We start from the raw sequence: 25,602 nt of genomic DNA, 5'->3' as shown, positions 1-25,602 counted from the left end.
GGCAGGGCCGCCGCCGCGCCGCCGCAATTGCTGTACGCCCCTACACCTCTTTCGTATCGCAGAAGAACAGTTCCACGCCCGCGCCGGCGAAATTGGCGAGGTCGGCGGCGGCGGCTTTGCCCTCATCCGATTCCAGTCCCTTCTCGATGTCAGCGCGGCTGTCGAAGGTGAGCGTCGCGATCAGGTGGTAGTCCGACACGCCGCCCGGCGTGCCGATCCTGCCGTCGCTGACCTCGTAGCGCCGCAGGCCGGGGATCTTCTTGGCGATCGGCACGTGGGTTCCGAAATAATACCGGTCGAATTCCGCCCGGTCTGCCGGCGTGCGGTACATCACAAACATCTGCGCCATGACTGTCCTCCTTCATCCGGCGCGAGCCGACGCGCCTTGCTCGCACGCAACAATGCGCCGCGCGCGCACCACGCGCAACTCGGGAGGGAGCCGTCCGCAGCGGGCGCGCACCGGGACGATAATGGAGCAGGGGAAAGGAGCCGGACTGGCTGCTTCGAGATATCGATGACGCGGCGGGATCCTCCATCCGATCCCGCCGCGCTCTTGCACCCCGTGCAGGTCCTGCGCGACACTGCTCGAAACGAGGGGGAACGACATGTCCGGCTATTACAAGCAGATGCAGCGCGGCGACAACGAAGCTGCACGGGCATTGCGGGAGAGGCTGGCGCGCGAGGAACTCGGCGATGAAGCCTACGAAAAATCCCTCACCCATGCCGATAGCCGCACCGTCAGGCTTGGTATCGCGTTCATGACCGTATTCGCGCTCGTCGTTGTCGGCGTGGTTTGGCTGGGATACTGACCGGGTAACATCCGGTACATGGGGAACCGGATCCATCGCGCTGCCAAAGCGCGCCGCGATCTTTGAGATGTACCACCTGCGCTTCAGCTTGCGAACTTCGTACGTCCCTTCATGGTTGCACGCTCGGATAACGTGTCTCACTCGACGCTTGCCAGTGTCACGCCGGCACAGCGCTTCGGCCCGGCCGCACGCGCAGCAGCAGGCGCCCGTATTGTCGCCGGTCCGTTCTCTTCGCACGGCTTCAGCCGCACCACGATTCCCGAGCCTTGCCCGCGTACTTCGACCGAGGCGTCCGTCCGCAGGTTCTTGAGGAGTTTTCCGTTTCCCAGGCGTGCGCCGAGTTCCTTCGAGACGTCGCGCACGGATTGGCCGAGTTGCGACAGCTTGACCCAGGATGCTCCATCGCGAGCCGAACTTCTGAGGATTCCCCTGACCGCTTCCCTGTCCTGCTGGCCCCATGCGGTGTTCGGCGGCGCGGCTTGCTTCTCGATCGTGGCCGGGTTTGCACCCGTGGCGGTAGCCGGCGTGCCAGTCGGGATGGCGACGAGATCGAAGAATTGCGTGCAGGCATTCCGCCACGCGCCGCCGGCTTTCGCCTCGCCCATGCCGTAGACGGCCACGCCCGCGCGGCGGAGGCGAAGGGCCAGCGGGGCGAAGTCGCGATCGCTGGAGACGAGCAGGAAGCCCCGGAACGCGCCGGAGGCCAGCAGGTCCATGGCGCGGATCGTCAGGGCGATGTCGGCCGAGTTCATCCCCTTGCCGCATGACGGCTGATAGACGAGTTCGAGCGCGTGCCGGGGCGCGGCTCTTGCCCATTCTCCCAGTCTGTTCGCCGAAAAATCGCCGACCACGCAGCCGGTCACCGGCTCTCCGATGCTCTCGGCTTTCTTCATGATCGCGGCGATATGGCTCGAAGCGACATTCTCGCCGTCGATCAGAACGGCAATGAGCTCTCTCACTGGTGCTGGCTCCTCAGGAGCCGTCAGGGTACGGCGCGGGTTTGAAGTTCCGCTTTCGCAATTCGGCGCAATTTGGCGAATTCGGCGGGTTTTCCCTCCCGCCCTTCCGGACAGGCGCTTTCGCCGATGTGTTCAGTCGGGCGTTACGATCCCTAAAGAATTCTGCCCCATGGTCAGCCCCGCAATGAGGTAAGGTCGTGCAGAAGTCACTTTCATCCCTCGTCGGGGCTGGTTCCGACGAATCCGTCAAGCTCGCTCTGGCTTCGATCAGGAAGCATCTCGGCATGGAGGTGGCCTACATCTCGGAGTTTGTCGGGAACGACTCCGTTTTTGCGGAGGTCGACGCGCCAGGGCTTGAGGCGCTCATCAAGGTGGGCGACGTCCGCTCGCTGGACGATGTCTACTGCCGCCACATCCTGGCAGGCAGGCTTCCCGAACTGATGGCCGATACGGCAGACTACGAGCTTGCGCGTTCCATGCCGATAACGAGGGATGTGCCGATCGGTGCGCATATGAGCGTGCCGCTCAAGGGTAAGGACGGCATTCCGTTCGGGATGTTCTGTTGCCTCAGCCCTTCACCGAACAAGACGTTGAACGACCGCGACCTGAAGATGATGAAGATATTCGCGGACATGGCGGCGAGCCAGATCAATGACCGGAAGGAACGAGAACGGGAGGCGCAAGACAGACGCGCGCTGGTGGAGCAGGTTCTCGCCCAGGACGCCTTCAAAATCGTCTACCAGCCCATCGTGGCTTTCAATTCATCGCGGCCCACGTGGTTGGAAGCCTTGTGCCGCTTCACGGTCGAACCCTACCGCTCGCCCGATCAGTGGTTCAAGGACGCCTTCGAGAGCGGCTGTGGCGTTGCTCTCGAACTCGCTGTCTTGGAGAAGGCCTTCGAAGCCTTCCGGCATCTGCCGGGAGACATCTATCTTTCCCTCAATGCCGCTCCCCAGACGATCCTGAGTGGCGAATTGCCTCGTGTGCTGGCCAACGTTCCCAAGGACCGACTTGTGCTCGAGATTACCGAGCATGCGCCCGTCGCTGACTATACGGCCCTGGCTGCAGCGATAGCGCCTTTGCGCCAAGCGGGTGTCCGGATCGCCGTCGATGACGCGGGGGCCGGGTATTCGGGGCTGCAGCACGTTCTCAGCCTTAGCCCCGATCTCATCAAGCTCGACATGAGCTTGACCCGCGACGTCGATACGGACCAGGCGCGCCAAGCCTTGGCGGCGGCCCTCATATACTTTGCCATCAAGACGGATTGCGTGATCATTGCCGAGGGCGTCGAGACGCAGGCCGAACTGGATACGCTGAGGGCATTGGGGGTGCCGCTCGCTCAAGGCTACTATCTGGGGCGGCCGCAGGACTTGGCTGCCACGCAGGAGTTGCTGAGAGATTCCAGACAGCGAGAATCGGCATAGCTGCCTGTGGATTGTGACGGGCTTCTTGTCCAGCAGCAGGCGCGAAGCGGCCGCCGATCCTGAATAGCTTCGCCAACTCGGTTAGGCTCGAACCTTCCGCGACTGATCCAACGCCCCAATCACGTTGGGAAGCTTCACCCCGCGGTTCTCATCCCTTCGGCTTCAGCCCCTCGACAAACAGCTGCTCCAGGAACCGCGCCGCGTCCTCGAAGCGGCCTTCGCCGTCGCGTTTGGGGCCGAGCACGGCGCGCACCTGCACATCGAAGTCGGCATAGTGCTGGGTCGTCGCCCAGATGGCGAAGATGAGGTGGTAAGGGTCTGTGCGGGCGATCTTGCCGGTTCGCATCCAGCGCCGGATCACCTCGCTTTTTTCGTCCACCAGCGACTTCAGCTCGCCTTCCAGCATCGGCAGGATGCGCGGCGCGCCCTGCAGGATCTCGTTCGCGAAAAGACGGCTCTCGCGCGGATAATCGCGCGCCATCTCCAGCTTGCGGCGGATGTAGCTCCTGAGTTCCGTGACGGGATCGCCGATATCGTCGATCTCGCGCAGTGGTGCCAGCCAGGTGTCGAGCAGGCGCTGGATCAGGGTGCGGTGGATGTCGTCCTTGCTCTTGAAATAGTAGAGCAGGTTGGGTTTCGACATGCCGGCCGACGCCGCGATCTGGTCGATGGTCGCGCCGCGAAACCCGTGTTGTGAGAAGCATTCGAGCGCTGCCTCGAGGATCAGCTCGCGCTTCTCGACCTGAATGCGCGTGCGCGGCTTGCGCACCTTTTCGTCCATGACCGGCCGCCTTCCTCGCTGCTCCGGTGGCCCAACGGACTGGACCAGTTCGTGGCCTGCCCGTGGAGCGCGCTGCGGAGCGCGGCTTCGGGCTAGTATTCCCTTGACCGCTCATGTGGCGGTGCTAACGTTTGTCCAACCGGTCAAAAATTGCAAGCGCGTCGGCGCGGACAGACCAAGCATCGGCCGGCGAGGGCGAGGGGCTCAAGAAAACAAGAAAGGCTTGGTATGTCGAACCGTCTCAATGTGGCGCCGAACGATCTTTCCGCGTTCTGGATGCCTTTCACCGCCAATCGGCAGTTCAAGCAGTCGCCGCGCATGCTGGCCTCTGCCAAGGACATGCACTACACGACGACCGACGGCCGCAAGATCCTCGACGGCACGGCCGGGCTTTGGTGCGTCAACGCCGGCCACTGCCGGCCGAAGATCACCGAGGCGATCACGCACCAGGCGGGCGAACTCGACTACGCGCCGGCCTTCCAGATGGGTCATCCGATCGTCTTCGAACTGGCGAACCGCCTGGTCGACGTCGCGCCGGAAGGCATGGACCATGTGTTCTTCACCAATTCGGGCTCCGAATCGGTCGAGACGGCCCTGAAGATCGCGCTGGCCTACCAGCGCGTGAAGGGGGAGGGATCGCGCACCCGCCTGATCGGCCGCGAGCGCGGCTATCACGGTGTCAATTTCGGCGGCATCTCTGTCGGCGGCATCGTCACGAACCGCAAGATGTTCGGCACGCTACTGACGGGCGTCGACCACATGCCGCACACCCACCTGCCGGGCAAGAATGCCTTCACGAAAGGCGAGCCCGAGCACGGCGCGGAACTGGCGGACGAACTAGAACGCATCGTCACCCTGCACGACGCATCGACCATCGCGGCGGTGATCGTGGAGCCGGTGGCGGGTTCCACCGGCGTGCTCATCCCGCCGAAGGGGTACCTCAAGAAGCTGCGCGACATTTGCACGAAGCACGGCATCCTTCTGATCTTCGACGAGGTCATCACCGGCTTCGGGCGTCTCGGCACGCCGTTCGCGGCAGACTATTTCGATGTGATCCCCGACATCATCACCACGGCCAAGGGCGTCTCCAACGGCGTCATCCCCATGGGCGCGGTGTTCGTCAAGAAGGAGATCCACGACGCTTTCATGGCCGGGCCGGAGCACATGATCGAGTTCTTCCACGGCTACACCTATTCCGGTAACCCGATCGCCTGCGCCGCCGCGCTCGCCACGCTCGACACCTACAAGGAAGAGGGGCTGCTGACGCGCGGCGCCGAACTCGCGCCCTACTGGGCCGACGCGCTGCATTCGCTGAAGGACGCGCCCAACGTCATCGACATCCGCAACATCGGGCTGGTCGGTGCCATCGAGCTTCAGCCGATCGCCGGTCAGCCAACCAAGCGTGCCTTCTCGGCCTTCGTGAAGGCCTTCGAGAAGGGCTGCCTGATCCGCACCACCGGCGACATCATCGCGCTCTCGCCGCCGCTGATCATCGAAAAGGGCCAGATCGACGAACTGGTCGATTGCGTGCGCACCGTCCTGAACGAGGTGGAATAGCCTCATGTCGCGTCCGCAGGCCACGCACGAGGTTCTTGTCGACGACGCGAAGGTTCGCGTCACGCGCTGGGATTTCGCTCCCGGAGCGGAGACGGGATGGCACCGGCACGGCATGGATTATGTCGTGACCACGTTGACGCCCTGCGCCTTCCTGCTGGAGGAGCCCGGCGGCGGTAGTCGCCGGGTCGACATGGAGGCGGGAGCGACCTACCGTCGGGACGAGGGCGTGGAGCACAACGTCGTCAACGCGGGGGCCGCGCCGATGTCCTTCGTGGAGACCGAACTGAAGAACTGAGGACCTGCCGCATGGCCGCACCGGGCGAAAATCTGCGAATCAATCCAGACCGTTTGTGGGATTCGCTCATGGAGATGGCGAAGATCGGGCCCGGCGTCGCCGGCGGCAACAACCGCCAGACCCTGACCGACGCCGACGGCGAGGGGCGCCATCTCTTCAAGCGCTGGTGCGAGGAGGCGGGCCTGACCATGGGCGTCGACCAGATGGGCACCATGTTCGCCCGCCGCGAGGGCACCGACCCGGACGCGCTGCCGGTCTATGTCGGCAGCCATCTCGACACGCAGCCGACCGGCGGCAAGTATGACGGGGTGCTGGGCGTGCTCGGCGGACTGGAGGTGGTCCGCACGCTGAACGATCTCGGCATCAAGACGAGGCACCCGATCGTGGTGACCAACTGGACCAACGAGGAAGGCACGCGCTTCGCGCCGGCCATGCTCGCCTCGGGCGTTTTCGCCGGCCAGCACGAGCAGGACTGGGCCTACGCGCGCCAGGACCGGGATGGCAAGCGCTTCGGCGACGAACTGGAGCGCATCGGCTGGAAGGGCGAGGAGGAGGTCGGCGCGCGCAAGATGCACGCCTTCTTCGAACTGCATATCGAGCAGGGACCGATCTTGGAGGACGAGGACGTCGACATCGGCGTGGTCACCCACGGCCAGGGGCTGTGGTGGCTGCAGGTGACGCTGACGGGCAAGGATGCCCACACCGGCTCGACGCCGATGCCCAAGCGCAGAAACGCCGGGCTCGGCATGGCGCGGGTCACCGAACTCGTGCACGAAGTGGCGATGGACTACCAGCCCGACGCCGTCGGCGCGATCGGTCATGTCGAGGTCTATCCCAATTCGCGCAACGTCATCCCCGGCAAGGCGGTCTTCACCATCGACATCCGCTGTCCGGACAAGGACATCCTCGACGAGATGCGTGCGCGCATTGAAGAGGGCATCGCCACCATCTGCGAGGCGCTCGACATCGGCTTCGAGGTCGAGCCTGTCGGCCATTTCGATCCCGTCACCTTCGACGAAGGCTGCGTGAAGGCCGTGCGCGACGCGGCCGAACGGCTGGGCTACTCGCACCGCGACATCGTGTCCGGCGCCGGCCATGACGCCTGCTGGATCAACCGCGTAGCGCCGACGGCCATGGTGATGTGCCCCTGCGTCGACGGTCTCAGCCACAACGAGGCGGAGGAGATTTCGAAGGAGTGGGCGCGGGCCGGGACCGACGTGCTGTTCCACGCGGTGGTGGAAACGGCGGGGATCGTGGAGTAGGGGATCTGCCCGCATGACGCTTCCCACCGTCCTTGCCTTTGCTGCCATGGCCGCGCTGCTCATCATGTCGCCCGGTCCCAACGGCGTACTGATCGCGAAGACGGTGCCGACGTCGGGCAGGGCGGCCGGTTTCGCCAACATCGCGGGGTTCGTGGTCGCGTTTTTCGTGCACGGCACGTTCGCGATCTTCGGCCTGTCGGTGCTGCTTCTTCAGTCGGCCAATCTGTTCACGGCGGTCAAGCTCCTCGGCGCGGCCTATCTGATCTGGATCGGGGTGAAGGCGCTCGTCGAAGCCGGGCGCGGCAGTCCGGCGAAGCTCGCGCAGGTCGCGCCGGCACGGCGGCGGCGGACGCTCGCCAAGGCCTTCGGCGAGGGGTTCCTCACCAATGCGCTCAATCCGAAGGTCGCGATGTTCTATATTGCCGCCTTTCCGCAGTTCATGCCCCATGACGGCGGCTCGCCGCTCGCGGCCTACCTGCTCGTCATGGTCCATGCCTGTCTGAACGTCGCATGGTTCGGCCCGATCGTACTTCTGTTCGATCGGCTGTCCGCTGCAGCCCGCAGCGGGGGTGTTCAGCGCGGGGTCAAGGCTTTGACGGGCCTCGTCTTCATCGGCTTTGGGTTGAAACTTGCCACATTGCGAAACTGAGATTTTCGGAGGTACACAATGTCCAAAGTCATCAAGAACGGAACCATCGTCACTGCCGACCGGAGCTGGAAGGCGGATGTGCTGATCAAGCACGACAAGATCGTCGCCATCGGGCACGACCTGCATGCCGACCACGAGATCGACGCGACCGGATGCTACATCATGCCGGGCGGCATCGATCCTCACACGCATCTGGAGATGCCCTTCATGGGCACCTATTCCACGGACGATTTCGAGAGCGGCACGCGGGCAGCCCTTTCGGGCGGCACCACCATGGTGGTGGATTTCTGCCTGCCGTCGCCGGGCCAGTCGCTGCTCGAGGCGATCGACATGTGGTCGAACAAGTCGACCCGCGCCTGCTGCGACTATTCCTACCACATGGCCATCACCTGGTGGAGCGAGCAAGTCTTCGACGAGATGCAGCAGGTGGTCGACAAGGGCATCACCTCGTTCAAGCACTTCATGGCCTACAAAGGCGCGCTGATGGTCAACGACGACGAGATGTATTCGTCGTTCCAGCGCTGCGCCGCGCTCGGCGCGCTGCCGCTTGTCCATGCCGAGAACGGCGACGTGGTGGCGCAGCTGCAGCAGAAGCTGCTCGACGAGGGCAATGACGGGCCTGAGGCGCACGCCTATTCGCGGCCGCCCGAGGTGGAAGGCGAAGCGACCAATCGCGCCATCATGATCGCCGACATGGCGGGCGCGCCGCTCTACGTCGTGCACACCTCCTGCGAGCAGAGCCACGAGGCGATCCGCCGCGCGCGGCAGAAGGGCATGCGCGTCTACGGCGAGCCGCTCATCCAGCACCTGGTGCTCGACGAGAGCGAGTATTTCGACAAGGACTGGGACCATTCCGCGCGCCGCGTCATGAGCCCGCCCTTCCGCAACAAGCAGCATCAGGATTCGCTCTGGGCAGGCCTTTCGGCCGGTTCGCTGCAGGTGGTGGCGACCGACCACTGCGCCTTCACCACCGAGCAGAAGCGCTATGGCGTCGGCGATTTCACGAAGATCCCCAACGGCACGGGAGGACTGGAGGATCGCCTCCCGGTGCTATGGACCAGGGGCGTCAACACCGGGCGTCTGACGATGAACGAGTTCGTCGCCGTCACCTCCACCAACATCGCCAAGATCCTCAACATGTACCCCAGGAAGGGTGCGATCGTGGAAGGCGCGGATGCCGACATCATCGTGTGGGATCCCGAGAAGACCAAGACGATCACGTCGGGCGCGCAGCAGTCGGCGATCGACTACAACGTCTTCGAGGGCATCGAGGTGAAGGGCCTGCCGAGATACGTCCTGACGCGCGGCGAGATCGCGGTGGAGAATTTCGAAGTCAAGGCCAAGCCTGGCCACGGCCAGTTCGTCGCCCGCGAACCGCACCAGGCCGTGAGCAAGGCGCTGTCGACCTGGAAGGAGCTTGTCGCCCCGCGCAAGGTCGAGCGCACCGGCATCCCCGCCAGCGGGGTGTGAGCTTGATCGGGAGGCCGTTCCCGGCCGTCACCGTCGCGCCGATGCTGTCCGCCTGTCCGGACCTGGGCGAAAACCTGCCCGTCTCCGGAGCGCTGGCCGGATGGGTTTTTTGGCGTATGGGTGTCCGATCGAGGATGGCAAAGGAGCAGGAATGAACGCTTCCGACAGTCGGACCAGAACTGCTGAGGCGGGCGCCGGGCTCGCGCCGATCATCCATGCGTCGGGTCTGGGGCTTACCTTCGAAACCGCGGACGGTCCGGTACACGCGCTCTCGGACGTCAATCTGGAGATCGGCAAGGGCGAGTTCGTCTCCTTCATCGGCCCGTCGGGCTGCGGCAAGACCACCTTCCTGCGCGTGATCGCCGACCTGGAGCAGCCCACCGCCGGCACGATCACGGTCAACGAAATGTCGCCCGACGAGGCGCGCAAACGCCGTGCCTACGGCTACGTCTTCCAGGCGGCGGCGCTCTATCCCTGGCGCACCATCGAGAAGAACGTCGCCCTGCCGCTCGAGATCATGGGCATGCCCGCGGCCGAGCAGCGCGAGCGGGTGAAGCGCACGCTCGACCTCGTCAATCTGTCCGGCTTCGAGAAGAAGTTCCCCTGGCAGCTTTCCGGCGGCATGCAGCAGCGCGCCTCGATCGCCCGCGCGCTCGCCTTCGACGCCGACCTCCTCCTGATGGACGAGCCCTTCGGGGCGCTCGACGAGATCGTGCGCGACCACCTGAACGAACAGCTCCTGGATCTCTGGACCCGCACGACGAAGACGATCTGCTTCGTCACCCACTCGATCCCGGAGGCCGTCTACCTGTCGACCAAGATCGTCGTCATGAGCCCACGGCCGGGCCGCGTCACCGACGTCATCCACTCGACGCTGCCGAAGGAGCGGCCGCTCGACATCCGCGAGACTCCCGAATTCCTGGCGATCGCCCACCGCGTGCGCGAGGGCCTGAGGGCGGGGCATAGTTATGAGGATGCCTGAGTGAGCGAGAACAGGAGGCTGTCGCGGCGTATTTCCGTCCGCAACCGGCAGGGGGTCACCACGGTGTCCATCAAGCCCGCGGGCGGAATCGGAGCCGTCGTCGTCCCGGTATTCTTTCTCGTCTTCTGGAGCTTCGGCGGCCTGCTTGCCGTGATGCTGCTCATGGTCGAGCGGGACAAGGGTCAGTCGGGCGCCTTCTTCGTCATGTGGCTCGTCGCCTGGGTCATCGGCGTAGCCTTCGCGCTGATCAACATCCTCTGGAAGCTGTTCGGGCGGACGGTCCTCGTCATCACCCCCGCGGCGGTTTCGGTATCGCGCAAGATCCTCGGCCTGGGCGGGACGACCCGCCTGCCGATCGACGCGATGGGCGACATGCACTGGGTTTCGGACGACCCGGGCATCACCGTGAAAGTCAACGGCAAGCGCATTCCGCAATCGGCGCTGAAGATCAGGACCGGTTCCGGTCAGGTCAGTGTCGCAAGGAGGATATCGCGAGACGACGCGGAAGCCATCATCGCGGCGTGCGGGCCCGAGATTCCGCGCTGGGGGAGGGCGGCGGCATGAACCGGATCGTTCCCGTGCTCGTCATCCTCGCCGCGATCGTGGCGGTCTGGTATGTCGGCGCCTATGCCATGAACGCCCCGTTCCAGCGCGATCTCGACCGGCGCGCGGGCGAGACGCCGGGGCAGTGGGAGTTCGTGGTCAAGACCATGTCGCAACCCAAGCCCACGCTGCCGGCGCCGCACCAGGTGGCGGTCAATTTCTTCGAGAACACCTTCCTGCGGAAGGTCACCTCGACCCGCAGCCTCGTCTACCACGCCTGGGTGACACTCTCCTCGACCGTGCTCGGCTTCGCCTTCGGCACAGCGCTCGGGATTGCGATCGCGGTGGGCATCGTCCACGTGACCAGCCTCGACCGCAGCCTGATGCCGTGGATCATCACCTCGCAGACGATCCCGATCCTTGCGCTGGCGCCGATGATCGTCGTCGTCTTCGCGGCGATCGGCGTGACGGGGCTGATCCCCAAGGCGCTGATATCGACCTATCTGTCCTTCTTCCCCGTCGCGGTTGGTATGGTGAAGGGCTTGCGCTCGCCCGAGATCACCCATCTCGACCTCATGCATACATACAATGCCAGCCAGGCCCAGACCTTCTGGAAGCTGCGGGTGCCGTCGTCCGTGCCGTTCCTGTTCGCCTCGATGAAGGTCGCCGTCGCGGCAAGCCTCGTCGGCGCCATCGTTGGCGAACTGCCGACCGGCGCGGTGGCCGGCATCGGCGCCAAGCTGCTCTCCGGCTCCTACTACAGCCAGACGATCGACATGTTCGCCGCGCTGGTGGCCGGCTCGATCGTTGCGGTGCTGCTCGTCAGCCTTGTCGGGCTGGCCGGGCGCATCACCGAACGGGCGATGGGGGCGCGGGCTGGATGATCGTGCCTGTGGCTGAATTTGTTCCCATCCCTAACCCCTCCCCTCGAGGGGGTGGGGGTCTCGATGTCTCCACCGCCCGGTGCCATCCATGACCGCGCTCGGAACCCGTCTCCCCTGGCAGTCGATCCCGGCGCTCCTGCTGTGCGTCGCGGCGCTGTTCGGCCTGCCGCTGATCGTGGCGGAAGGCAGCGCGGGACCGACCGTGCTCGTCTTCGCGCTGATTGTCGCGGGCGCGGTGTTCCCCGTCACCGGACCGTCCAGACCTGCAGAAGCCGCGTTCCTCTTCGTCTGCGTGCATGGCGCCGCATGGCTCCTGATCGCCATGATCGCCGGCAACGAGGGCACCGCGACGCTCGCCTACTTCGTGCTGGTCGCCGCGGCATGGCTGCTCGCGTGGCGGCTGGTGACCGTGCTGTCCGACATACGATCGTCCTCGCGCCAGATCGATGCGCTGCTGCGGCTTTTGGTACCGGCGATATTCGGCGCCTGGCTTCTGATCCTGTGGGAAACCATCACACGCGGCGCCGGCATCCCGTTCGTCCTCCTGCCGCCCCCGAGCGCGGTCGGCCTGCGCATCGCGCAGTCCTGGCCGGTGCTGGCGGCGGACGTGAACCAGACGATCTTCAAGGCGGTTGTCATCGGCTATGCGATCGGCTGCGGTACGGGCTTCGCCGTCGCGGTGCTGGCCGACCGGTTCCTTTTCCTGCGCCGCGGGCTGATGCCCATCGGCAACATGGTCTCGGCGCTCCCCATCATCGGCATCGCGCCCATCATGGTCATGTGGTTCGGCTTTGACTGGCCGTCAAAGGCGGCGGTGGTCGTGGTGATGACCTTCTTCCCGATGCTGGTGAATACGGTCGCGGGGCTGGCGGCCTCTGGCGCCATGGAGCGCGACCTGATGCGCACCTATGCCGCCGGCTACTGGCAGACGCTGGCGAAGCTGCGGCTTCCGGCCGCGGCGCCCTTCATCTTCAACGCATTGAAAATCAACTCCACTTTGGCGCTCATAGGCGCTATCGTGGCCGAGTTCTTCGGCACGCCCGTGGTCGGCATGGGTTTTCGCATCTCCACCGAAGTCGGCAGGATGAACGTCGACATGGTGTGGGCGGAAATCGCCGTCGCGGCGCTGGCGGGGTCGATCTTCTACGGTGTCCTGGCCCTCCTCGAGCGGGCCGTGACGTTCTGGCATCCGTCTGTCCGCGGTGGATAGACACAACTTCAGAGGGAAAAAGACATGAAAAAAATGATCGTTTCGATGCTCGCGGGCGCCATGTCGCTCGCCGCCCTGCCGGCGCTGGCCGCCGACGAGGTGACGCTGCAGCTGAAATGGGTCGCCCAGGCCCAGTTCGCGGGTTATTTCGTCGCCAAGGAGAAGGGCTTCTATGAAGAAGAGGACCTCGACGTCACCATCAAGCCGGGCGGCCCCGACATCGCGCCCGAACAGGTGATCGCCGGCGGCGGCGCGGACGTCATCGTCACCTGGATGGCGGCGGCTCTCTCGGCGCGCGAGAAGGGCGTCGACCTGGTCAACATCGCCCAGCCGTACAAAAACGCCGGCATGCAGCTCGTCTGCCCGGCCGACGGCCCGATCAAGTCCGAGGCGGATTTCCCCGGCCACACGCTCGGCGTCTGGTTCTTCGGCAACGAATATCCGTTCTATGCCTGGATGAACAAGCTCGGCTATTCGACCGAAGGCGGCCCCGAGGGCGTGACGGTGCTGAAGCAGAGCTTCGACGTGCAGCCGCTGATCCAGAAGCAGGCCGACTGCATCTCGGTCATGACCTACAACGAGTACTGGCAGCTGATCGACGCCGGCTACAAGCCCGAGGACCTGATCGTCTTCAACTACACCGAGATGGGCAACGACCTTCTGGAGGACGGGCTCTACGTTCTTGAGGAGAACCTTGAGGACGAGGCTTTCAAGGACAAGATGGTCCGTTTCGTGCGCGCTTCGATGAAGGGCTGGGAATACGCCATCGCCAACCCGGAAGAGGCGGCCGGTATCGTCATGGACAATGGCGGCCAGGACGAGAACCACCAGGTGCGCATGATGGGCGAGGTCGCCAAGCTGATCGGCGAGCCGGACGCCAAGCTGCGCGAGGATGCCTACGAGCGCACCGCCGACGCGCTGGTCAACCAGGGCATCATCAAGGAAAAGCCGGAAGGCGCATGGACGGCGGACATCACCGACGCGATGTAAGGATTTCCGGCAACGGGATCTTCGGAAGGGGCGGGCGTCCGCCCCTTCTGCGTTTCAGCGGGGCGTCGCCTCGGCGACCTCGTAGGTCCACACGCGAAATCCCTTGAGCACGTGCGGCCCGAACGAATTGACGAGCGGAATGTCCGCCGCGTCGCGACCGCGCGCCACGACGATCCGGCCGATGCGCGGCACGTTGTTTCGCGGGTCGAACGTGTACCAGGTGTCGTCGAGGAAGACCTCGATCCAGGCGCTGAAATCCATCGGGTCTACGACGGGCACGCCGATGTCGCCGAGATGGCCGTTCACGTAGCGGGCGGGAATGTTGAGGCAGCGGCAGAACGCGACGGCGAGATGCGCGAAGTCGCGGCACACGCCGACCCGCTCGTGGTAGGCGTCGAATGCGGTGCGGGTCGAGCGCGCCTGCTGGTAATCGAAGCGGATATGGTCGTGGACGAAGTCGCAGATCGCCTGCACCCGGCTCCAGCCCGGCGGCAGTGAGCCGAACAGATCCCAGGCGATCTGGCTCAGGCGATCGGTCTCGCAGTAGCGGCTGCCCATGAGGTAGACCAGGCAATCGTCCGGCAGTTCAGGCACGGTGCGCTCGCGGGCGCTAGGCACAACCGGGTCGAGCTGGCCATCGTCCTCGATCGTTGCATCGCCCCACATCGTCAGGTCGCCGGCCGGCGCGACGAGACGGCGGCACAGATTGCCGAACAGGTCGCGATAGCTGGTCACGGGCACTTCGGGCGCGGTAAAGGTGGCTTCCGGCACCCTGATGTCGGCCGCACGGTCCTGGTGCACCGACAGGAGACACACCAGCGCGGTCGGCTGCTGGCAGGTCAGCGTGATCTCGTAGCCGTAGCGGATCAGCATTTACCCAGCCCCGCCGCGAGGATGGGCAGGGCGAAATCGCGCGAAACGGAATGGCCGGGCCCTTCCCGGGGTGTCTCTGGGGTACGGACGGTCATGCTGGCTACTCCTTGCCGGCAGCCTGCGTGCGCCCCGACGATGTCGCGCCCCCCGCGTATGTGCAGCGGCAGCATGATCATAGATCACCTGATTTGGACGATTGACAAGCGGTCGGCCGGAATAAACACGGCGCCGGCCATCTGCCGGCAATCTCTGACGTCCCATCGCGCCGCGCCGACGATCTCCTCCCGATTCGAAGAATACCGCGGAATCCCAGCAAGGATTTTTAACACATGATCCCTAAGGATCGCGTTGGTTGGGCTCGTTTCTTGCGGGTGCAGGCAGATGTTCCGAAAATTCTTGCGTGATGTGCGTGGCGATTATGCGATCGCCACGGCGGTGGCGATCATCCCGATCCTGGGCTCGCTCGCCCTGGCGGTGGACTACACCGAGCTTTCGAGAGAGCGGGCGATCGTCCAGAACGCCCTCGATGCGGCCGGCATCGCCGCTGCGCGCTACTACGTCGAAGGCGCCAGCAAGGATGCGACCACCGCCTACGCGAAGGACTTCTTCCTCGCCAACCTGAACGGGATCGATGGTGGTGGCGCGAAGTTCACGCTCGTCCTTCCCAACGAGGGGACCGGCGGCGGTGTGCTGACGATCTCGGCGACACATAGTTTCAAGCCCTTCTTCCTCGACGGGTTCACCAGCCTCATCGGCAGCGACAAGGCGGTGCTGGATTTTCAGGCCGAGACGAAGGTGAGATTGAAGAACACGCTCGAGGTCGCGCTCGTCCTCGATAACTCCGGCTCGATGGACTACACGGGTTCGGGATCGGGGAAGAAGCGGATCGTGCTTCTGCGCGACGCCGCCAAGCAACTCGTTTCCACGCTCGCCGCGCAGGCCGACCAGCTCAAGCAGGTCGACAAGCCGGTGCAGTTCTCGCTCGTCCCCTTTGCCGCTTCCGTGAATGTGGGTCCCTCCAACGCCACCGCCGCGTGGATGGACGTCGATGGCCGTTCGCCGATCCATCACGAGGATTTCGACTGGACGACCATGCCTTCGACCAAGAAGGTGCAGCTGTCGGGCGGCATCTACTACAAGAAGGGTGCGGACTGGGGCGCGGAGGAGAACCAGAAGGTCACCCGCTTCACGATGTTCAACGACGTCAAGCGGGTCACCGGCAAGTCCTGGGTCGCGGACATGCAGTATGTGTGCACCTCGTACAGGTCGAGCGGATCGTGCCGGACCTATGGCTGGGTCGACAACGGCGCGTACCAGTATTCCTACGGCGCCTTCGCCGGCTGGCAGGGATGCGTCGAGGCGCGCCCCTATCCCTACAACCTCAACGATGCCGCCCCGCTCACGGCGACGCCGGCGACGCTCTTCGTGCCGATGTTCGCCCCCGACGAGACAGACCAGACCTCGGGCGGTTCGGCACCCAACAGCTGGTGGGTCGACGTGACGACCTCCAGCAACGCCTCGACGCGGCAGAAATACATGCCCAAGTACTTCACGCCGGCCGGGGAGGGCACGTCCGCCGCGGCAGCCAGCAGCGGGCCGAACGATTCCTGCACCACCAAGCCGATCACGGCGCTCGTCGACGTCAGCGTCGCGGCCGGTAAGAAGAAGATCGAGGACGCGATCGACGCGATGACCCCGCTGGGGGCGACGAACGTTCCCGAAGGCCTGGCCTGGGGATGGCGGACCGTTTCCCACGATGCTCCCTTCACCGAGGGCAGGGTGGAGACCGAGAAGGGCAACGACAAGGTCGTCATCGTGCTCACCGACGGCGCCAACACCTACTATACGCCCAGCTCGCTGGGGTATGCCGACGCGGCGGCCAACAAATCGACCTACTCGGCCTACGGCTACACCGGCCTGAAGCAGCCGGGCGAATCCTACACCCGCATGTTCATGGGCACCACGGTCGGGAAGACGACCTATTCGAACGACAACTACACCAGCGCCATGACGCAGCAGATGAACGCCCTTTGCGAAAGCGCCAAGGCCAAGGGCATCATCGTCATGACCGTGTCGCTCGATCTGAGCACGTCCAAGTCCGACGAAAAGGCGCAGATCGACGCGCTCAAGGCGTGCTCGTCCAACTCCCGCTTCCGCAACGACAGTTCGGGAAGTCCCGCGAAGCTCTACTGGAACGCGACCGGCGCCAATCTTTCCGACAAGTTCAAGGAAATCGCGGACGAATTGTCGAACCTGCGCATCGTCGGATAGGCGCCGGAATGGCCGCCCCCCGGCCCGCGGGCGGTGCGGGGCAATCTATTCCAATGGGCGCCTTGTTTCCGCCACCTCGACGTTCTATGTAACCAACATCGATATTGCGAATTGAACTTTGTTTCGCGCGGCATGTCCGCGAGCACGACGATCTTCCGTTTCAACGTCGACTCAAACGCACTGTCGCGCATTCGGCGTGGCAGGCGTCTTCCGTGACCGATTGAAAGGAAATCGTCATGACCACTGGAACCGTAAAGTTCTTCAACGCCACCAAAGGTTTCGGCTTCATCCAGCCTGAGGACGGCTCGACCGACGTGTTCGTTCACGTTTCCGCCGTCGAGCGCGCCGGAATGCGCACCATCGTGGAAGGCCAGAAGCTGACCTTCGACGTCGTCAGGGACAACCGCTCGGGCAAGAACGCCGCGGAAAACCTGCAGGCCGCGTAAGGCATTCGTCTTGGCGCCGTGACCGCGGATGTACCGGCACGGCGCGACGAGACGACAAGGAGAGGTCGGGCCTTCGCCCGGCCTTTTTTTATGACGCCTACGATGGTTTCCCGATAGGGCCGTCGATTAGCCGGAGCCATTTACCTCCGGCCGGCGTTGGATATCATACGGATCGTGCGACGAAGCGAGAGTCTTCTCGAGAACGGCCCACCCCTGCGAGCTGGACCTCTGGTGCCGCCGCCCCGATTTGGAGAACTCGTTGGAAATCAGCTTCGCCGCCGCCCCCGCCGAACGGAAGTCGCCGTCGTGGTCCGCTCTCCTCGCGCAATACCGGGAGCCGAGTACGGTCCGAAGCACGTTCGAGATCTTGGTGACCGCGGTGCCCTTCATCGCGTTATGGGCCCTGGCGGCCGTCGCGGTACTCAACGGATACTGGGTGGGCCTCGTCCTGACCATTCCCGCGGCCGGATTCCTGGTGCGCCTGTTCGCCCTCCAGCACGATTGCGGCCACGGTACGCTGTTTGCCCGACGCGGCCTCAACGACTGGACCGGCCGGGTCCTCGGCGTCTTCACGCTCACCCCCTACGATTACTGGCGCCGCACCCATGCCGTCCACCACGCCACCGCGGGCAATCTCGACAAGCGCGGCATCGGCGACGTCAACACGCTGACGGTGCGCGAATACCGTGCGCTCCCCTGGCTCGGCCGCGCGCGCTACCGGCTCTACCGCCACCCGATCGTCATGTTCGGCCTCGGCCCTGCCTGGCTGTTCCTGTGCCAGTACCGCCTGCCCATCGGGCTGATGCGTGCCGGCGCCCAGCCCTGGGTCTCGACCATCGCCACCAATCTGGCCATCGTCCTGCCGGTCGCCGCCATGATCTGGCTGGTGGGGCTGTGGCCTTTCCTCCTGGTGCAGGTGCCGATCACCCTTCTCGCCGCCACCATCGGCGTGTGGCTGTTCTACGTCCAGCACCAGTTCGAGGAAACGCACTGGTCGGGCGAGGGCGAATGGAGCTTCCAGCACGCCGCGCTTCACGGCTCATCGCACTACGACCTGCCATGGCCGCTCGCCTGGATCACCGGCAATATCGGCATCCATCACGTCCACCATCTTTCGGCGAAGATCCCGTTCTACCGCCTCCCGGAAGTGCTGCGCGACCATCCCGACCTGCGCAACGTCGGCCGCATCACGCTTCTGGAAAGCCTGAAATGCGTCAAACTCGTCCTGTGGGACGAAAACGCCCGTCGGCTGGTCTCCTTCCGCGAGGCCCGAGCGGCGGCCTGAGACGGCGCTGACGGAGCGGACGATTGTTGAGGAAGGGGCGGGCGACCGCCCCAACCGCCCGAACGTATGGCTGGAACCGGCGCCTCGTTCCCGACACCAGACTCTCAAAACCTCAGCCTCGCCCTTTCCCTCGCCCGGAACGCCGCAGGGGTCTCGCCTGCCTGTCTGCGGAAGAAGCGGCTGAAATAGGCTGGGTCCGAAAAACCGAGGTCGAGCGCGATGGTCTGCGCCGGCAGGAAGGTGAAGACGAGGTTGCGCCTGGCCTCCTCCATCAGGCGCAGGTCGACCAGGCCTTGCAGGCTGTGGCCGGTGCGCGCCCGCGCGATGCGGTTGAGATGCGTCGCCGAGACACCGATTTTCTCCGCATAGAACGCCACCGGGCGGTGCTCGCGGTAGTGGGCGCCGATCAGCGCGGCGAGTTCGTCGAGCCGCGCCTGGTCGCGGTCCTGCTCCCCGGACGTGACGTCCGCGCTGCCGCCGGTGCGCGCGAGTTCGATGACGGCCGAGGTGACCAGCGCGTCGAGCAGGACCATGCGCGCGATGCCGCGGCCGGCCAGTTCCGCCTCGATGCGGCGCAGGCTAGTGACAGCCTCCGGCGCCCGCGCGTCGGCCTGCGCGATGACGCGGGGGCTCGCGGCGAAGGCTGCGACGTCGCTGCTTGCCGCGCACAATGCGTCGAGCCGTTCGCGCAGCACGGTGACCACCAGCCCGCCAATGTCGCGCGAGAAGCGGAAGCCGTGCACCGCGCCCGGCGGCATCAACACCGCCGTCGACCGTGCCATGGGAAGGTAGCCGCCGTCGGCCAGTACCTCGCCGCTTCCGTCCGAAATGTACAACATCTGGAAGAAGGCCGGGTGGCGGTGCGGCCGGATTTCCCATTCGTGCAGGCGGCTGCGCTCCGGTATCGTCTCGCAGTGTAACCAGAATTCGCCGCCCCGGTCGGGCGTCTCGCCGTAGAGCTGGTAGTTCGGGACGGGGCGGTTCATGGTTGCGGTCCTGGCAATGTTCGGATTGTGCAAGCTATTGCGCGGACTGTCCATTGAGACCTTCGCCGCCGTCGTCCACTGACGTGAGGAGAGTGGAGGCGTCAGGGAGGAAGCCATGCGCACGCAGGTCGTCATCATCGGGTCCGGGCCGGCCGGGCTGCTGCTCGGGCAGTTGCTCACCGATGCCGGGATCGACAACGTCATCCTGGAGCGCGTCACCAAGGATTACGTGCTGTCGCGCATCCGCGCCGGGGTGCTGGAGGAGGGCATGTGCGACATGCTCGACGAGGCGGGCGCGGGCCGGCGCATGCATGCCGAGGGCCTGCCGCATGACGGCTTCGACCTCGCCTTCGACGGCCAGCGCCACCGCATCGACCTCCACGGCCTGACAGGCGGCAAGCGCGTCATGGTCTACGGCCAGACCGAAGTCACCCACGACCTCATGGACCGGCGCGAGGCGACCGGCGGCGTCACCGTCTACGAAGCGGCCGACGTCATGCCGCACGATTTCGACGGCGAGCATCCCTACGTGACCTATCGCAAGGACGGCGTGGAGACGCGCATCGACTGCGATTTCATCGCCGGTTGCGACGGCTATCACGGCGTGTCGCGCAAGTCGGCGCCGGAGGCGCTCTTGAAGACCTACGAGCGCGTCTATCCCTTCGGCTGGCTCGGCGTCATCGCCGAGGTGCCGCCGGTCAACCACGAACTGATCTACGCCAACCATCCGCGCGGCTTCGCGCTTTGCTCCATGCGGTCCAACACGCGGAGCCGCTACTACGTGCAGGTGTCACTGGAAGAGAAGGTCGAGGACTGGGCGGACGATCGCTTCTGGGACGAGATCCGGCGCCGACTGCCAGAAGAGGCGGCGCAAAAGATGACCACCGGGCCGTCGATCGAGAAGTCGATCGCGCCGCTGCGGTCCTTCGTGGCCGAGCCGCTGCGCTTCGGACGTCTATTCCTCGTCGGTGACGCCGGGCACATCGTGCCGCCGACTGGCGCCAAGGGGCTGAACCTCGCCGCCAGCGACGTGCGCTACCTGTTTCATGGACTGCGCGACCACTATCAGGAGAAATCGACGGCCGGCATCGACGGCTATTCCGAGCGTGCGCTCAGGCGCATCTGGAAGGCGGAGCGGTTCTCGTGGTGGATGACCTCGCTGATGCACAAGTTCCACGATGCGGGCGATTTCGGACAGAAGATCCAGGAGGCCGAATTGGACTACCTCGTGCATTCCCGCGCGGCCTCGATGTCGCTTGCCGAAAACTACGTCGGGCTGCCCTACTGAGGCGAGGCGCACAAGCGGTTGCGGGGCGGGCCTTGATCTGCATCAAGGAAGCACGCCGGAAAAGTCACGAATGCTTCCGGAAATGACCTTTCCCGCGACGGCGCTTCCCGGCTATGTATACAAAGACCGATCAGGGAGGGTTCATTTGACCGACGAAAACGCCAGATCTCCGCGGTATGTCCAGGGAATGGCGACGCGGCGGAGCGTCCTCGGCGCCGATCATGTCGACAGGGCCGAGGCGAAGAAGACCGGTTTCGACGAGCCGTTTCAGGACCTGATCACCGAGGCGGCATGGGGTCACGTGTGGTCTCGGCCGGAGTGGACCAAGCGCGAGCGCTCGATCGTGACGCTGGCGCTGCTGGCGGCACTCGGCCACGACGAGGAGGTCGCCATGCACGTGCGCGCCACGGCCAACACGGGCGCCACCCCCGGCGACATCCGCGAAGCCATGCTGCACGTGGCCATCTATGCCGGCGTTCCCGCCGCCAACCATGCCATCAAGATCGTCAAGCAGACGCTTGCCGAAATGGAGGAGAAGACGTCATGAACGAGAGGGTCGACCTTTCCAACCGCGGACCGGAAACGGGATCCTTCTTCCAGCGCGACCGCGCCTGGCATCCGCCGGCCTACACGCCGCAGTACAAGACCTCGGTGCTGCGCTCGCCGCAGAAGGCGCTGCTTTCGCTCGACAACACGATCAGCGAGATCACCGGCCCGACCTTCGGCCACAACATCCTGGGCGAACTCGACAACGACCTGATCCTCAATTTCGCCAAGCCGGGCGAGAGCGCCATCGGCGAGCGCATCATCGTCTACGGGCGCGTGCTCGACGAGCGCGGCAAGGGCGTTCCCAACGTGCTGGTCGAATTCTGGCAGGCCAATGCCGGCGGCCGCTACCGGCACAAGAAGGACGGCTACCTGGCCCCGCTCGACCCGAACTTCGGCGGCTGCGGCCGCACGATCACCGGCGAGGACGGCTTCTACACTTTCCGCACCATCAAGCCTGGTCCCTATCCCTGGCCGAACGGCGTCAACGACTGGCGTCCGCGCCACATCCATTTCGCCGTCTTCGGCAACGGTTTCGGCCAGCGGCTGATCACGCAGATGTATTTCGAGGGCGATCCGCTGATCTGGAAGTGCCCGATCGTCTCTACCATCCCGAGCAAGGAAGCGATCGAGGCGCTCATCGCGCCGCTCGACATGGAAGCGACCATCCCGATGGACGCCATGGCCTACAAGTTCGACATCGTGCTGCGCGGGCGCCGCTCGACCCTGTTCGAGAACCGGCTGGAGGGGAATTGATCTGGAAGCGAAGGTTGCGTTGAATGCCATCACTGCATGTATTCGACGCGGAGGTCGTCTCAATGCCGTACAGCATTCGACTCAAGCCCGGAATCGAAGCCCGACTGGACGCGCTGGCTGCCAGGACCGGTTACTCCAAGGCCTACCACCTGCGCGAGCTGGTCGCGAACGGGCTGGATGACTTGGAGGCCTACTACACCGCGGTAGAGGTGTCAGAACGCATCCGTCGCGGAGAAGAGAGGACCTACACTCTGGATGAAGTAAGACGCGACCTCGGCTGGGACGATTGAGAGCTCAGAGTCGTGGCGGCGGCGCTTCACGCCTCGCTTGAAAACTACTGGTCCTACCGCGTGGGCGACTACCGCCTCATCTGCGAGATAAAGGACCAGAAACTCGTCGTCCTGGTCGTGGATATCGGCCATCGATCGGACATCTATCGCTAATCGGGAGAGAAGCCATGCAGTCGCTTGACCGCTATAAGGAAACGCCCTCGCAGACCGCGGGTCCCTACGTTCACATCGGGCTGACGCCGAATTTCTGCGATATCGGCGGGGTCTACGAAACCGACCTCGGCACCCAGATGATCAATGACAAGACCAAGGGCGAGCGCGTCACGGTGAAGGCGCGCGTGCTCGACGGCACCGGCACGGCGTTGCGCGATGCGCTGGTCGAGATCTGGCAGGCCGATGCCGACGGGCTCTACAATTCTCCCTCGGAAATGCGCGGCTCGGCCGATCCGAATTTCTCGGGATGGGCCCGCTGCCCGGCCGACATGGATACGGGCGAGTTCGTCTTCGAGACCATCAAGCCAGGCCGGGTGCCGTTCCGCGACGGCCGCCCGCAGGCGCCGCACATCTCATTCTGGATCGTCGCCCGCGGCATCAATCTCGGCCTCCATACACGGATGTATTTCGGCGACGAGGAGAAGGCGAACGCCGAGGACCCGGTCCTGCAGCGGATCGAGCACAAGGTGCGGGTGCCGACCCTGATTGCGAAGCGGGAAGGCAACGTCTACACGTTCGACATCCATCTCCAGGGGGAGAAGGAAACCGTCTTCTTCGACATCTGAGAACTGCCCGACTTCATGCCCGCATCGCCGTTCGACCATCCCCATCTTTCCGGTCTCCTGGGCGACGCGGAAATCGCCGCGTTGTTCTCGGCCGAGGCGGAGATGCGCGAGATGCTCCGCTTCGAGACGGAACTGGCGCGGGCGGAATCCGCTGAAGGGGTCATTCCCGCGGAAGCGGCGGAGCGGATCGGCGAGGTGCTCGCCGGCTTCTCGCCTGATGCCGAGGGGCTGAAGGCGGGTGTCGCGCAGGACGGTCTCGTCATTCCCGAACTGGTCAGGCAGTTGCGCAAGGCCGTTGGCGGCGACGATGCCGTGCACGTCCATTTCGGCGCGACCAGCCAGGACGTCATCGACACAAGCCTCGCGATCCGCCTCGTCGGGGTCTGCGATATCTTCGACCGCAGGCTTTCAGGCCTCGTCGAAGACCTCACCGCGCTGGAGCGCCGCGACGGCGGCACTGAGGTCATGGCGCATACGCGCATGCAGGCGGCGATCCCCGTCACCGCCGCGCGCAAGATCCGGAGCTGGCGCGATCCGCTGGAACGCCACCGCGAGCGGCTTCCGGCCGTTCGCGACGGCGTGGCGGTGCTTCATTTCGCGGGCGCGGCCGGAACACTGGAAAAGCTCGGCGGCAAGGGTGAGGCGGTATCGACCCGGCTGGCCGAGGCGCTGCATCTTACCGCTATCGATCATCCCCGCCATTCCGAGCGCGACGGCATCGCCGAATTCGCGTCATGGCTGTCGGTGGTGACGGGGAGCCTCGGCAAGATGGGTCAGGACATCGCGCTCGCCGCGCAGAGCGAGGTGGGCGAGATCAGGCTCGGCTCGGGCGGCGGCTCCTCGGCCATGCCGCACAAGGTCAATCCCGTCGGCGCCGAGGCGCTGGTGACGCTGGCGCGCTTCAACGCCACTCTGGTTTCGGGCATGCACCACGCGATGGTGCACGAGAACGAGCGCTCGGGCGCGGCCTGGACGCTCGAGTGGATGCTGCTGCCGCAGATGACCATCGCCTGCGGGGCGGCGCTCTCCACCGCGGCGAAGCTCGTCGCCAACATCTCCTTCAAGGCGCGAGACGCGTCCGCGTGAAGGAACGCGCCATCGTCTTCTATTGCGGCATGCTGATGTCGATCTCGTCCTTTTCGGTCGACATCACGCTGCCGTCGTTCGGCGCGATGGCGCGCGATTTCGGCGCGCCCTTCGAACAGGTCCAGTGGACCATCTCGCTCTACATGATCGGCGCGGGCTTCGGACAGCTCTTCTGGGGCTCGGTGTCCGACCGCTTCGGCCGCCGCCCGGCGCTCGGCGCGGGGCTCGGCATCTTCCTGCTCGGATGCCTCGTCGCCGCCCTTTCCCCGTCGATCACCCTGCTGCTCGCAAGCCGCATCCTCCAGGGGCTTGGCGCGGCGGCCGCGATCGCGGCGTCGCGGGCCATCATCCGCGACCGGCACTCGGGCGAGGAGCTCGCCCGCAACCTCGCGCTCGCCACCGCGATCTTCGCCATCGGGCCGATCCTCGCGCCGCTGATCGGCGCCGCCGTCGGGGCTCTGGCGGGCTGGCGCTTCATCTTCCTGGGGCTCGCGATCTTCGCCGGCGGCCTGCTGGTGGTCCTGATGCGGCTGCCGGAGACGCTGCGGACGCCGTCGCCCGATGCCATGCGGCCGCGCGTGTTCCTGCAGAGGGTGCAACGGCTCTTGCGCCATCCGCAATCGCGGCACTTCCTGTTCCTGTCGGCAGTCATCATGTCGTCGATGCTGCTGATCCTCGCCGCGACGCCGCGCATCTACGAGCACGCGTTCGGACTGACCGGGACGACGTTCGCGCTCTACTTCGCCTTCCACGGCTTTGGGATCATCATCGGCCAGGCGGCGAACAGGCAGCTGATCCGGCGCGTCGGCATCGTCAACGCGATGCTCGCGGGCACGGCGGTGCTGATCGTTTCAGTGCTTCTCATGTTGGCCGCAATCTGGGCCGGCTTCATGAGCGCATTCGTCATGACGGCGCTGCTCGTGCTCTTCGCGACCAGCTACCTCATTCTCTATTCCAACGCCGCCGCGATGGTGCTCGACCCGCACGGCGACATCGCCGGCTTCACGGCCGCCTTCTACGGCTTCGTCAGCCAGATCGGCTCGGCGACGATCGTCGCGGTTCTGGTCGTGCTGACGGGCGACAGCGTCACCGCGTTCTGCTGGACGCTGCTCGCCATCTGCACGCTGTGCCTCTTCGGGCTGCTGGGATGGCGCCGAGGAGGTGAAGGCGGCGCCCGATAG

27 protein-coding genes and 1 pseudogene are annotated in these 25,602 nt (G+C 65.1%); 23 read left to right on the top strand and 5 right to left on the bottom strand.

Going from position 1 to position 25,602, the window contains the following annotated elements:
- Nucleotides 1-40: 40 nt before the first annotated feature.
- Entirely contained in the window at nucleotides 41-349 is a 309-nt protein-coding gene (locus BSQ44_RS17865) for an EthD family reductase (RefSeq protein ID WP_072606495.1), read from the bottom strand.
- Nucleotides 350-605: 256 nt separating this feature from the next.
- Here BSQ44_RS17865 and BSQ44_RS17860 point away from each other — a divergent pair, with 256 nt between their 5' ends.
- Nucleotides 606-809 (top strand): hypothetical protein, encoded by a 204-nt coding sequence (locus tag BSQ44_RS17860; protein ID WP_072606494.1) that lies wholly within the window; start codon nucleotides 606-608, stop codon nucleotides 807-809.
- Nucleotides 810-946: 137 nt separating this feature from the next.
- On the opposite strand, the gene BSQ44_RS17855 is transcribed toward BSQ44_RS17860, so the two are convergent.
- Nucleotides 947-1,768: an NYN domain-containing protein gene (locus BSQ44_RS17855; RefSeq protein ID WP_072606493.1), complete on the bottom strand. Its 822-nt coding sequence runs from the start codon at nucleotides 1,766-1,768 to the stop codon at nucleotides 947-949.
- A 197-nt stretch (nucleotides 1,769-1,965) separates the two neighbouring features.
- On the opposite strand from BSQ44_RS17855, the gene BSQ44_RS17850 reads away from it, so the two are divergent.
- Nucleotides 1,966-3,192: a sensor domain-containing phosphodiesterase gene (locus BSQ44_RS17850; RefSeq protein ID WP_072606492.1), complete on the top strand. Its 1,227-nt coding sequence runs from the start codon at nucleotides 1,966-1,968 to the stop codon at nucleotides 3,190-3,192.
- Between the two features lie 148 nt (nucleotides 3,193-3,340).
- On the opposite strand, the gene BSQ44_RS17845 is transcribed toward BSQ44_RS17850, so the two are convergent.
- Complete coding sequence (locus tag BSQ44_RS17845; RefSeq protein ID WP_072606491.1) at nucleotides 3,341-3,973, bottom strand: TetR family transcriptional regulator C-terminal domain-containing protein; 633 nt, start codon at nucleotides 3,971-3,973, stop codon at nucleotides 3,341-3,343.
- Nucleotides 3,974-4,201: 228 nt separating this feature from the next.
- On the opposite strand from BSQ44_RS17845, the gene aptA reads away from it, so the two are divergent.
- From aptA to BSQ44_RS17795, 10 genes are all read left to right on the top strand, one after another.
- Entirely contained in the window at nucleotides 4,202-5,530 is a 1,329-nt protein-coding gene (aptA, locus tag BSQ44_RS17840; protein WP_072606490.1) for an omega-aminotransferase AptA, read from the top strand.
- 4 nt (nucleotides 5,531-5,534) lie between these two features.
- Nucleotides 5,535-5,825 carry a cupin domain-containing protein gene (locus BSQ44_RS17835; protein WP_072606489.1) on the top strand — a complete coding sequence of 97 codons (291 nt, stop codon included), beginning with the start codon at nucleotides 5,535-5,537 and terminating at the stop codon, nucleotides 5,823-5,825.
- Between the two features lie 11 nt (nucleotides 5,826-5,836).
- A complete protein-coding gene (locus BSQ44_RS17830; protein ID WP_072606488.1) occupies nucleotides 5,837-7,087 on the top strand; it encodes a Zn-dependent hydrolase in 1,251 nt (416 codons plus the stop codon).
- 13 nt (nucleotides 7,088-7,100) lie between these two features.
- On the top strand, nucleotides 7,101-7,736 hold the full coding sequence (locus BSQ44_RS17825; RefSeq protein ID WP_072606487.1) for a LysE family translocator: 636 nt from the start codon (nucleotides 7,101-7,103) through the stop codon (nucleotides 7,734-7,736).
- An 18-nt stretch (nucleotides 7,737-7,754) separates the two neighbouring features.
- The gene (gene hydA, locus BSQ44_RS17820; protein ID WP_072606486.1) at nucleotides 7,755-9,206 is read left to right on the top strand and encodes a dihydropyrimidinase; all 1,452 of its coding nucleotides are present in this window, start codon (nucleotides 7,755-7,757) and stop codon (nucleotides 9,204-9,206) included.
- Nucleotides 9,207-9,357: 151 nt separating this feature from the next.
- Nucleotides 9,358-10,188: an ABC transporter ATP-binding protein gene (locus BSQ44_RS17815; RefSeq protein ID WP_072606485.1), complete on the top strand. Its 831-nt coding sequence runs from the start codon at nucleotides 9,358-9,360 to the stop codon at nucleotides 10,186-10,188.
- Entirely contained in the window at nucleotides 10,189-10,752 is a 564-nt protein-coding gene (locus BSQ44_RS17810; RefSeq protein WP_072606484.1) for a hypothetical protein, read from the top strand.
- Nucleotides 10,749-11,615 (top strand): ABC transporter permease, encoded by an 867-nt coding sequence (locus tag BSQ44_RS17805; protein WP_072606483.1) that lies wholly within the window; start codon nucleotides 10,749-10,751, stop codon nucleotides 11,613-11,615. The genes BSQ44_RS17810 and BSQ44_RS17805 overlap by 4 nt, the downstream gene beginning before the upstream one ends.
- An 88-nt stretch (nucleotides 11,616-11,703) precedes the next feature.
- The gene (locus BSQ44_RS17800; protein ID WP_072606482.1) at nucleotides 11,704-12,825 is read left to right on the top strand and encodes an ABC transporter permease; all 1,122 of its coding nucleotides are present in this window, start codon (nucleotides 11,704-11,706) and stop codon (nucleotides 12,823-12,825) included.
- A gap of 24 nt (nucleotides 12,826-12,849) precedes the next feature.
- A complete protein-coding gene (locus BSQ44_RS17795; protein WP_072606481.1) occupies nucleotides 12,850-13,815 on the top strand; it encodes an ABC transporter substrate-binding protein in 966 nt (321 codons plus the stop codon).
- Nucleotides 13,816-13,869: 54 nt separating this feature from the next.
- Here the strand turns inward: BSQ44_RS17795 and BSQ44_RS17790 are convergent, their stop codons facing one another.
- Nucleotides 13,870-14,688 carry a transglutaminase-like domain-containing protein gene (locus BSQ44_RS17790; RefSeq protein WP_072606480.1) on the bottom strand — a complete coding sequence of 273 codons (819 nt, stop codon included), beginning with the start codon at nucleotides 14,686-14,688 and terminating at the stop codon, nucleotides 13,870-13,872.
- A 405-nt stretch (nucleotides 14,689-15,093) separates the two neighbouring features.
- Between BSQ44_RS17790 and BSQ44_RS17785 the strand changes: the two genes are divergently transcribed.
- The 3 genes from BSQ44_RS17785 to BSQ44_RS17775 all read left to right on the top strand — a co-directional run bounded on the left by BSQ44_RS17785 (nucleotide 15,094) and on the right by BSQ44_RS17775 (nucleotide 18,690).
- The gene (locus BSQ44_RS17785; RefSeq protein WP_335623218.1) at nucleotides 15,094-16,959 is read left to right on the top strand and encodes a pilus assembly protein TadG-related protein; all 1,866 of its coding nucleotides are present in this window, start codon (nucleotides 15,094-15,096) and stop codon (nucleotides 16,957-16,959) included.
- 236 nt (nucleotides 16,960-17,195) lie between these two features.
- The gene (locus BSQ44_RS17780; protein WP_072606478.1) at nucleotides 17,196-17,405 is read left to right on the top strand and encodes a cold-shock protein; all 210 of its coding nucleotides are present in this window, start codon (nucleotides 17,196-17,198) and stop codon (nucleotides 17,403-17,405) included.
- 265 nt (nucleotides 17,406-17,670) lie between these two features.
- The gene (locus BSQ44_RS17775) at nucleotides 17,671-18,690 is read left to right on the top strand and encodes a fatty acid desaturase (protein WP_378216147.1); all 1,020 of its coding nucleotides are present in this window, start codon (nucleotides 17,671-17,673) and stop codon (nucleotides 18,688-18,690) included.
- A 104-nt stretch (nucleotides 18,691-18,794) separates the two neighbouring features.
- Here BSQ44_RS17775 and BSQ44_RS17770 read toward each other — a convergent pair whose 3' ends face one another.
- Nucleotides 18,795-19,676 (bottom strand): helix-turn-helix domain-containing protein, encoded by an 882-nt coding sequence (locus BSQ44_RS17770; protein ID WP_072608136.1) that lies wholly within the window; start codon nucleotides 19,674-19,676, stop codon nucleotides 18,795-18,797.
- A gap of 115 nt (nucleotides 19,677-19,791) precedes the next feature.
- On the opposite strand from BSQ44_RS17770, the gene pobA reads away from it, so the two are divergent.
- The 8 genes and pseudogenes from pobA (at nucleotide 19,792) to BSQ44_RS17730 (ending at nucleotide 25,602) form a co-directional block, all read left to right on the top strand.
- Nucleotides 19,792-20,964 carry a 4-hydroxybenzoate 3-monooxygenase gene (gene pobA / locus BSQ44_RS17765; protein WP_072606476.1) on the top strand — a complete coding sequence of 391 codons (1,173 nt, stop codon included), beginning with the start codon at nucleotides 19,792-19,794 and terminating at the stop codon, nucleotides 20,962-20,964.
- Between the two features lie 187 nt (nucleotides 20,965-21,151).
- Nucleotides 21,152-21,511, top strand: coding sequence for a 4-carboxymuconolactone decarboxylase (gene pcaC, locus BSQ44_RS17760; RefSeq protein ID WP_378216149.1), 360 nt, complete (start codon nucleotides 21,152-21,154; stop codon nucleotides 21,509-21,511).
- Nucleotides 21,508-22,266, top strand: coding sequence for a protocatechuate 3,4-dioxygenase subunit beta (gene pcaH / locus BSQ44_RS17755; protein WP_072606475.1), 759 nt, complete (start codon nucleotides 21,508-21,510; stop codon nucleotides 22,264-22,266). Before pcaC ends, pcaH begins: the two co-directional genes overlap by 4 nt.
- 23 nt (nucleotides 22,267-22,289) lie before the next feature.
- Nucleotides 22,290-22,556, top strand: a complete 267-nt coding sequence (relB, locus tag BSQ44_RS17750; RefSeq protein ID WP_235633258.1) for a type II toxin-antitoxin system RelB family antitoxin — start codon at nucleotides 22,290-22,292, stop codon at nucleotides 22,554-22,556.
- A 6-nt stretch (nucleotides 22,557-22,562) separates the two neighbouring features.
- A pseudogene (locus BSQ44_RS17745) lies at nucleotides 22,563-22,709 on the top strand (type II toxin-antitoxin system RelE family toxin); the annotation flags it as partial.
- 14 nt (nucleotides 22,710-22,723) lie between these two features.
- Entirely contained in the window at nucleotides 22,724-23,335 is a 612-nt protein-coding gene (pcaG, locus tag BSQ44_RS17740; RefSeq protein WP_072606473.1) for a protocatechuate 3,4-dioxygenase subunit alpha, read from the top strand.
- Nucleotides 23,336-23,350: 15 nt separating this feature from the next.
- On the top strand, nucleotides 23,351-24,421 hold the full coding sequence (locus BSQ44_RS17735) for a 3-carboxy-cis,cis-muconate cycloisomerase (RefSeq protein WP_072606472.1): 1,071 nt from the start codon (nucleotides 23,351-23,353) through the stop codon (nucleotides 24,419-24,421).
- Nucleotides 24,316-25,602, top strand: a complete 1,287-nt coding sequence (locus BSQ44_RS17730; RefSeq protein WP_072606471.1) for a multidrug effflux MFS transporter — start codon at nucleotides 24,316-24,318, stop codon at nucleotides 25,600-25,602. Before BSQ44_RS17735 ends, BSQ44_RS17730 begins: the two co-directional genes overlap by 106 nt.

Origin of the sequence: Aquibium oceanicum (assembly GCF_001889605.1) — a bacterium.
Lineage (GTDB): Bacteria > Pseudomonadota > Alphaproteobacteria > Rhizobiales > Rhizobiaceae > Aquibium > Aquibium oceanicum.
Note: the sequence above shows the minus strand (reverse complement) of the source record. Positions and strands in the feature narration are given on the sequence as shown.

What these genes read in the sequence shown, in the direction of transcription:
- BSQ44_RS17865 (WP_072606495.1), bottom strand. Translation starts at nt 349, where the DNA reads ATGGCGCAGATGTTTGTGATGTACCGCACGCCGGCAGACCGGGCGGAA.
- BSQ44_RS17860 (WP_072606494.1), top strand. Translation starts at nt 606, where the DNA reads ATGTCCGGCTATTACAAGCAGATGCAGCGCGGCGACAACGAAGCTGCA.
- BSQ44_RS17845 (WP_072606491.1), bottom strand. Translation starts at nt 3,973, where the DNA reads ATGGACGAAAAGGTGCGCAAGCCGCGCACGCGCATTCAGGTCGAGAAG.
- aptA (WP_072606490.1), top strand. Translation starts at nt 4,202, where the DNA reads ATGTCGAACCGTCTCAATGTGGCGCCGAACGATCTTTCCGCGTTCTGG.
- BSQ44_RS17835 (WP_072606489.1), top strand. Translation starts at nt 5,535, where the DNA reads ATGTCGCGTCCGCAGGCCACGCACGAGGTTCTTGTCGACGACGCGAAG.
- BSQ44_RS17830 (WP_072606488.1), top strand. Translation starts at nt 5,837, where the DNA reads ATGGCCGCACCGGGCGAAAATCTGCGAATCAATCCAGACCGTTTGTGG.
- BSQ44_RS17825 (WP_072606487.1), top strand. Translation starts at nt 7,101, where the DNA reads ATGACGCTTCCCACCGTCCTTGCCTTTGCTGCCATGGCCGCGCTGCTC.
- hydA (WP_072606486.1), top strand. Translation starts at nt 7,755, where the DNA reads ATGTCCAAAGTCATCAAGAACGGAACCATCGTCACTGCCGACCGGAGC.
- BSQ44_RS17815 (WP_072606485.1), top strand. Translation starts at nt 9,358, where the DNA reads ATGAACGCTTCCGACAGTCGGACCAGAACTGCTGAGGCGGGCGCCGGG.
- BSQ44_RS17805 (WP_072606483.1), top strand. Translation starts at nt 10,749, where the DNA reads ATGAACCGGATCGTTCCCGTGCTCGTCATCCTCGCCGCGATCGTGGCG.
- BSQ44_RS17800 (WP_072606482.1), top strand. Translation starts at nt 11,704, where the DNA reads ATGACCGCGCTCGGAACCCGTCTCCCCTGGCAGTCGATCCCGGCGCTC.
- BSQ44_RS17795 (WP_072606481.1), top strand. Translation starts at nt 12,850, where the DNA reads ATGAAAAAAATGATCGTTTCGATGCTCGCGGGCGCCATGTCGCTCGCC.
- BSQ44_RS17790 (WP_072606480.1), bottom strand. Translation starts at nt 14,688, where the DNA reads ATGCTGATCCGCTACGGCTACGAGATCACGCTGACCTGCCAGCAGCCG.
- BSQ44_RS17780 (WP_072606478.1), top strand. Translation starts at nt 17,196, where the DNA reads ATGACCACTGGAACCGTAAAGTTCTTCAACGCCACCAAAGGTTTCGGC.
- BSQ44_RS17770 (WP_072608136.1), bottom strand. Translation starts at nt 19,676, where the DNA reads ATGAACCGCCCCGTCCCGAACTACCAGCTCTACGGCGAGACGCCCGAC.
- pobA (WP_072606476.1), top strand. Translation starts at nt 19,792, where the DNA reads ATGCGCACGCAGGTCGTCATCATCGGGTCCGGGCCGGCCGGGCTGCTG.
- pcaC (WP_378216149.1), top strand. Translation starts at nt 21,152, where the DNA reads ATGGCGACGCGGCGGAGCGTCCTCGGCGCCGATCATGTCGACAGGGCC.
- pcaH (WP_072606475.1), top strand. Translation starts at nt 21,508, where the DNA reads ATGAACGAGAGGGTCGACCTTTCCAACCGCGGACCGGAAACGGGATCC.
- relB (WP_235633258.1), top strand. Translation starts at nt 22,290, where the DNA reads ATGCCATCACTGCATGTATTCGACGCGGAGGTCGTCTCAATGCCGTAC.
- pcaG (WP_072606473.1), top strand. Translation starts at nt 22,724, where the DNA reads ATGCAGTCGCTTGACCGCTATAAGGAAACGCCCTCGCAGACCGCGGGT.
- BSQ44_RS17735 (WP_072606472.1), top strand. Translation starts at nt 23,351, where the DNA reads ATGCCCGCATCGCCGTTCGACCATCCCCATCTTTCCGGTCTCCTGGGC.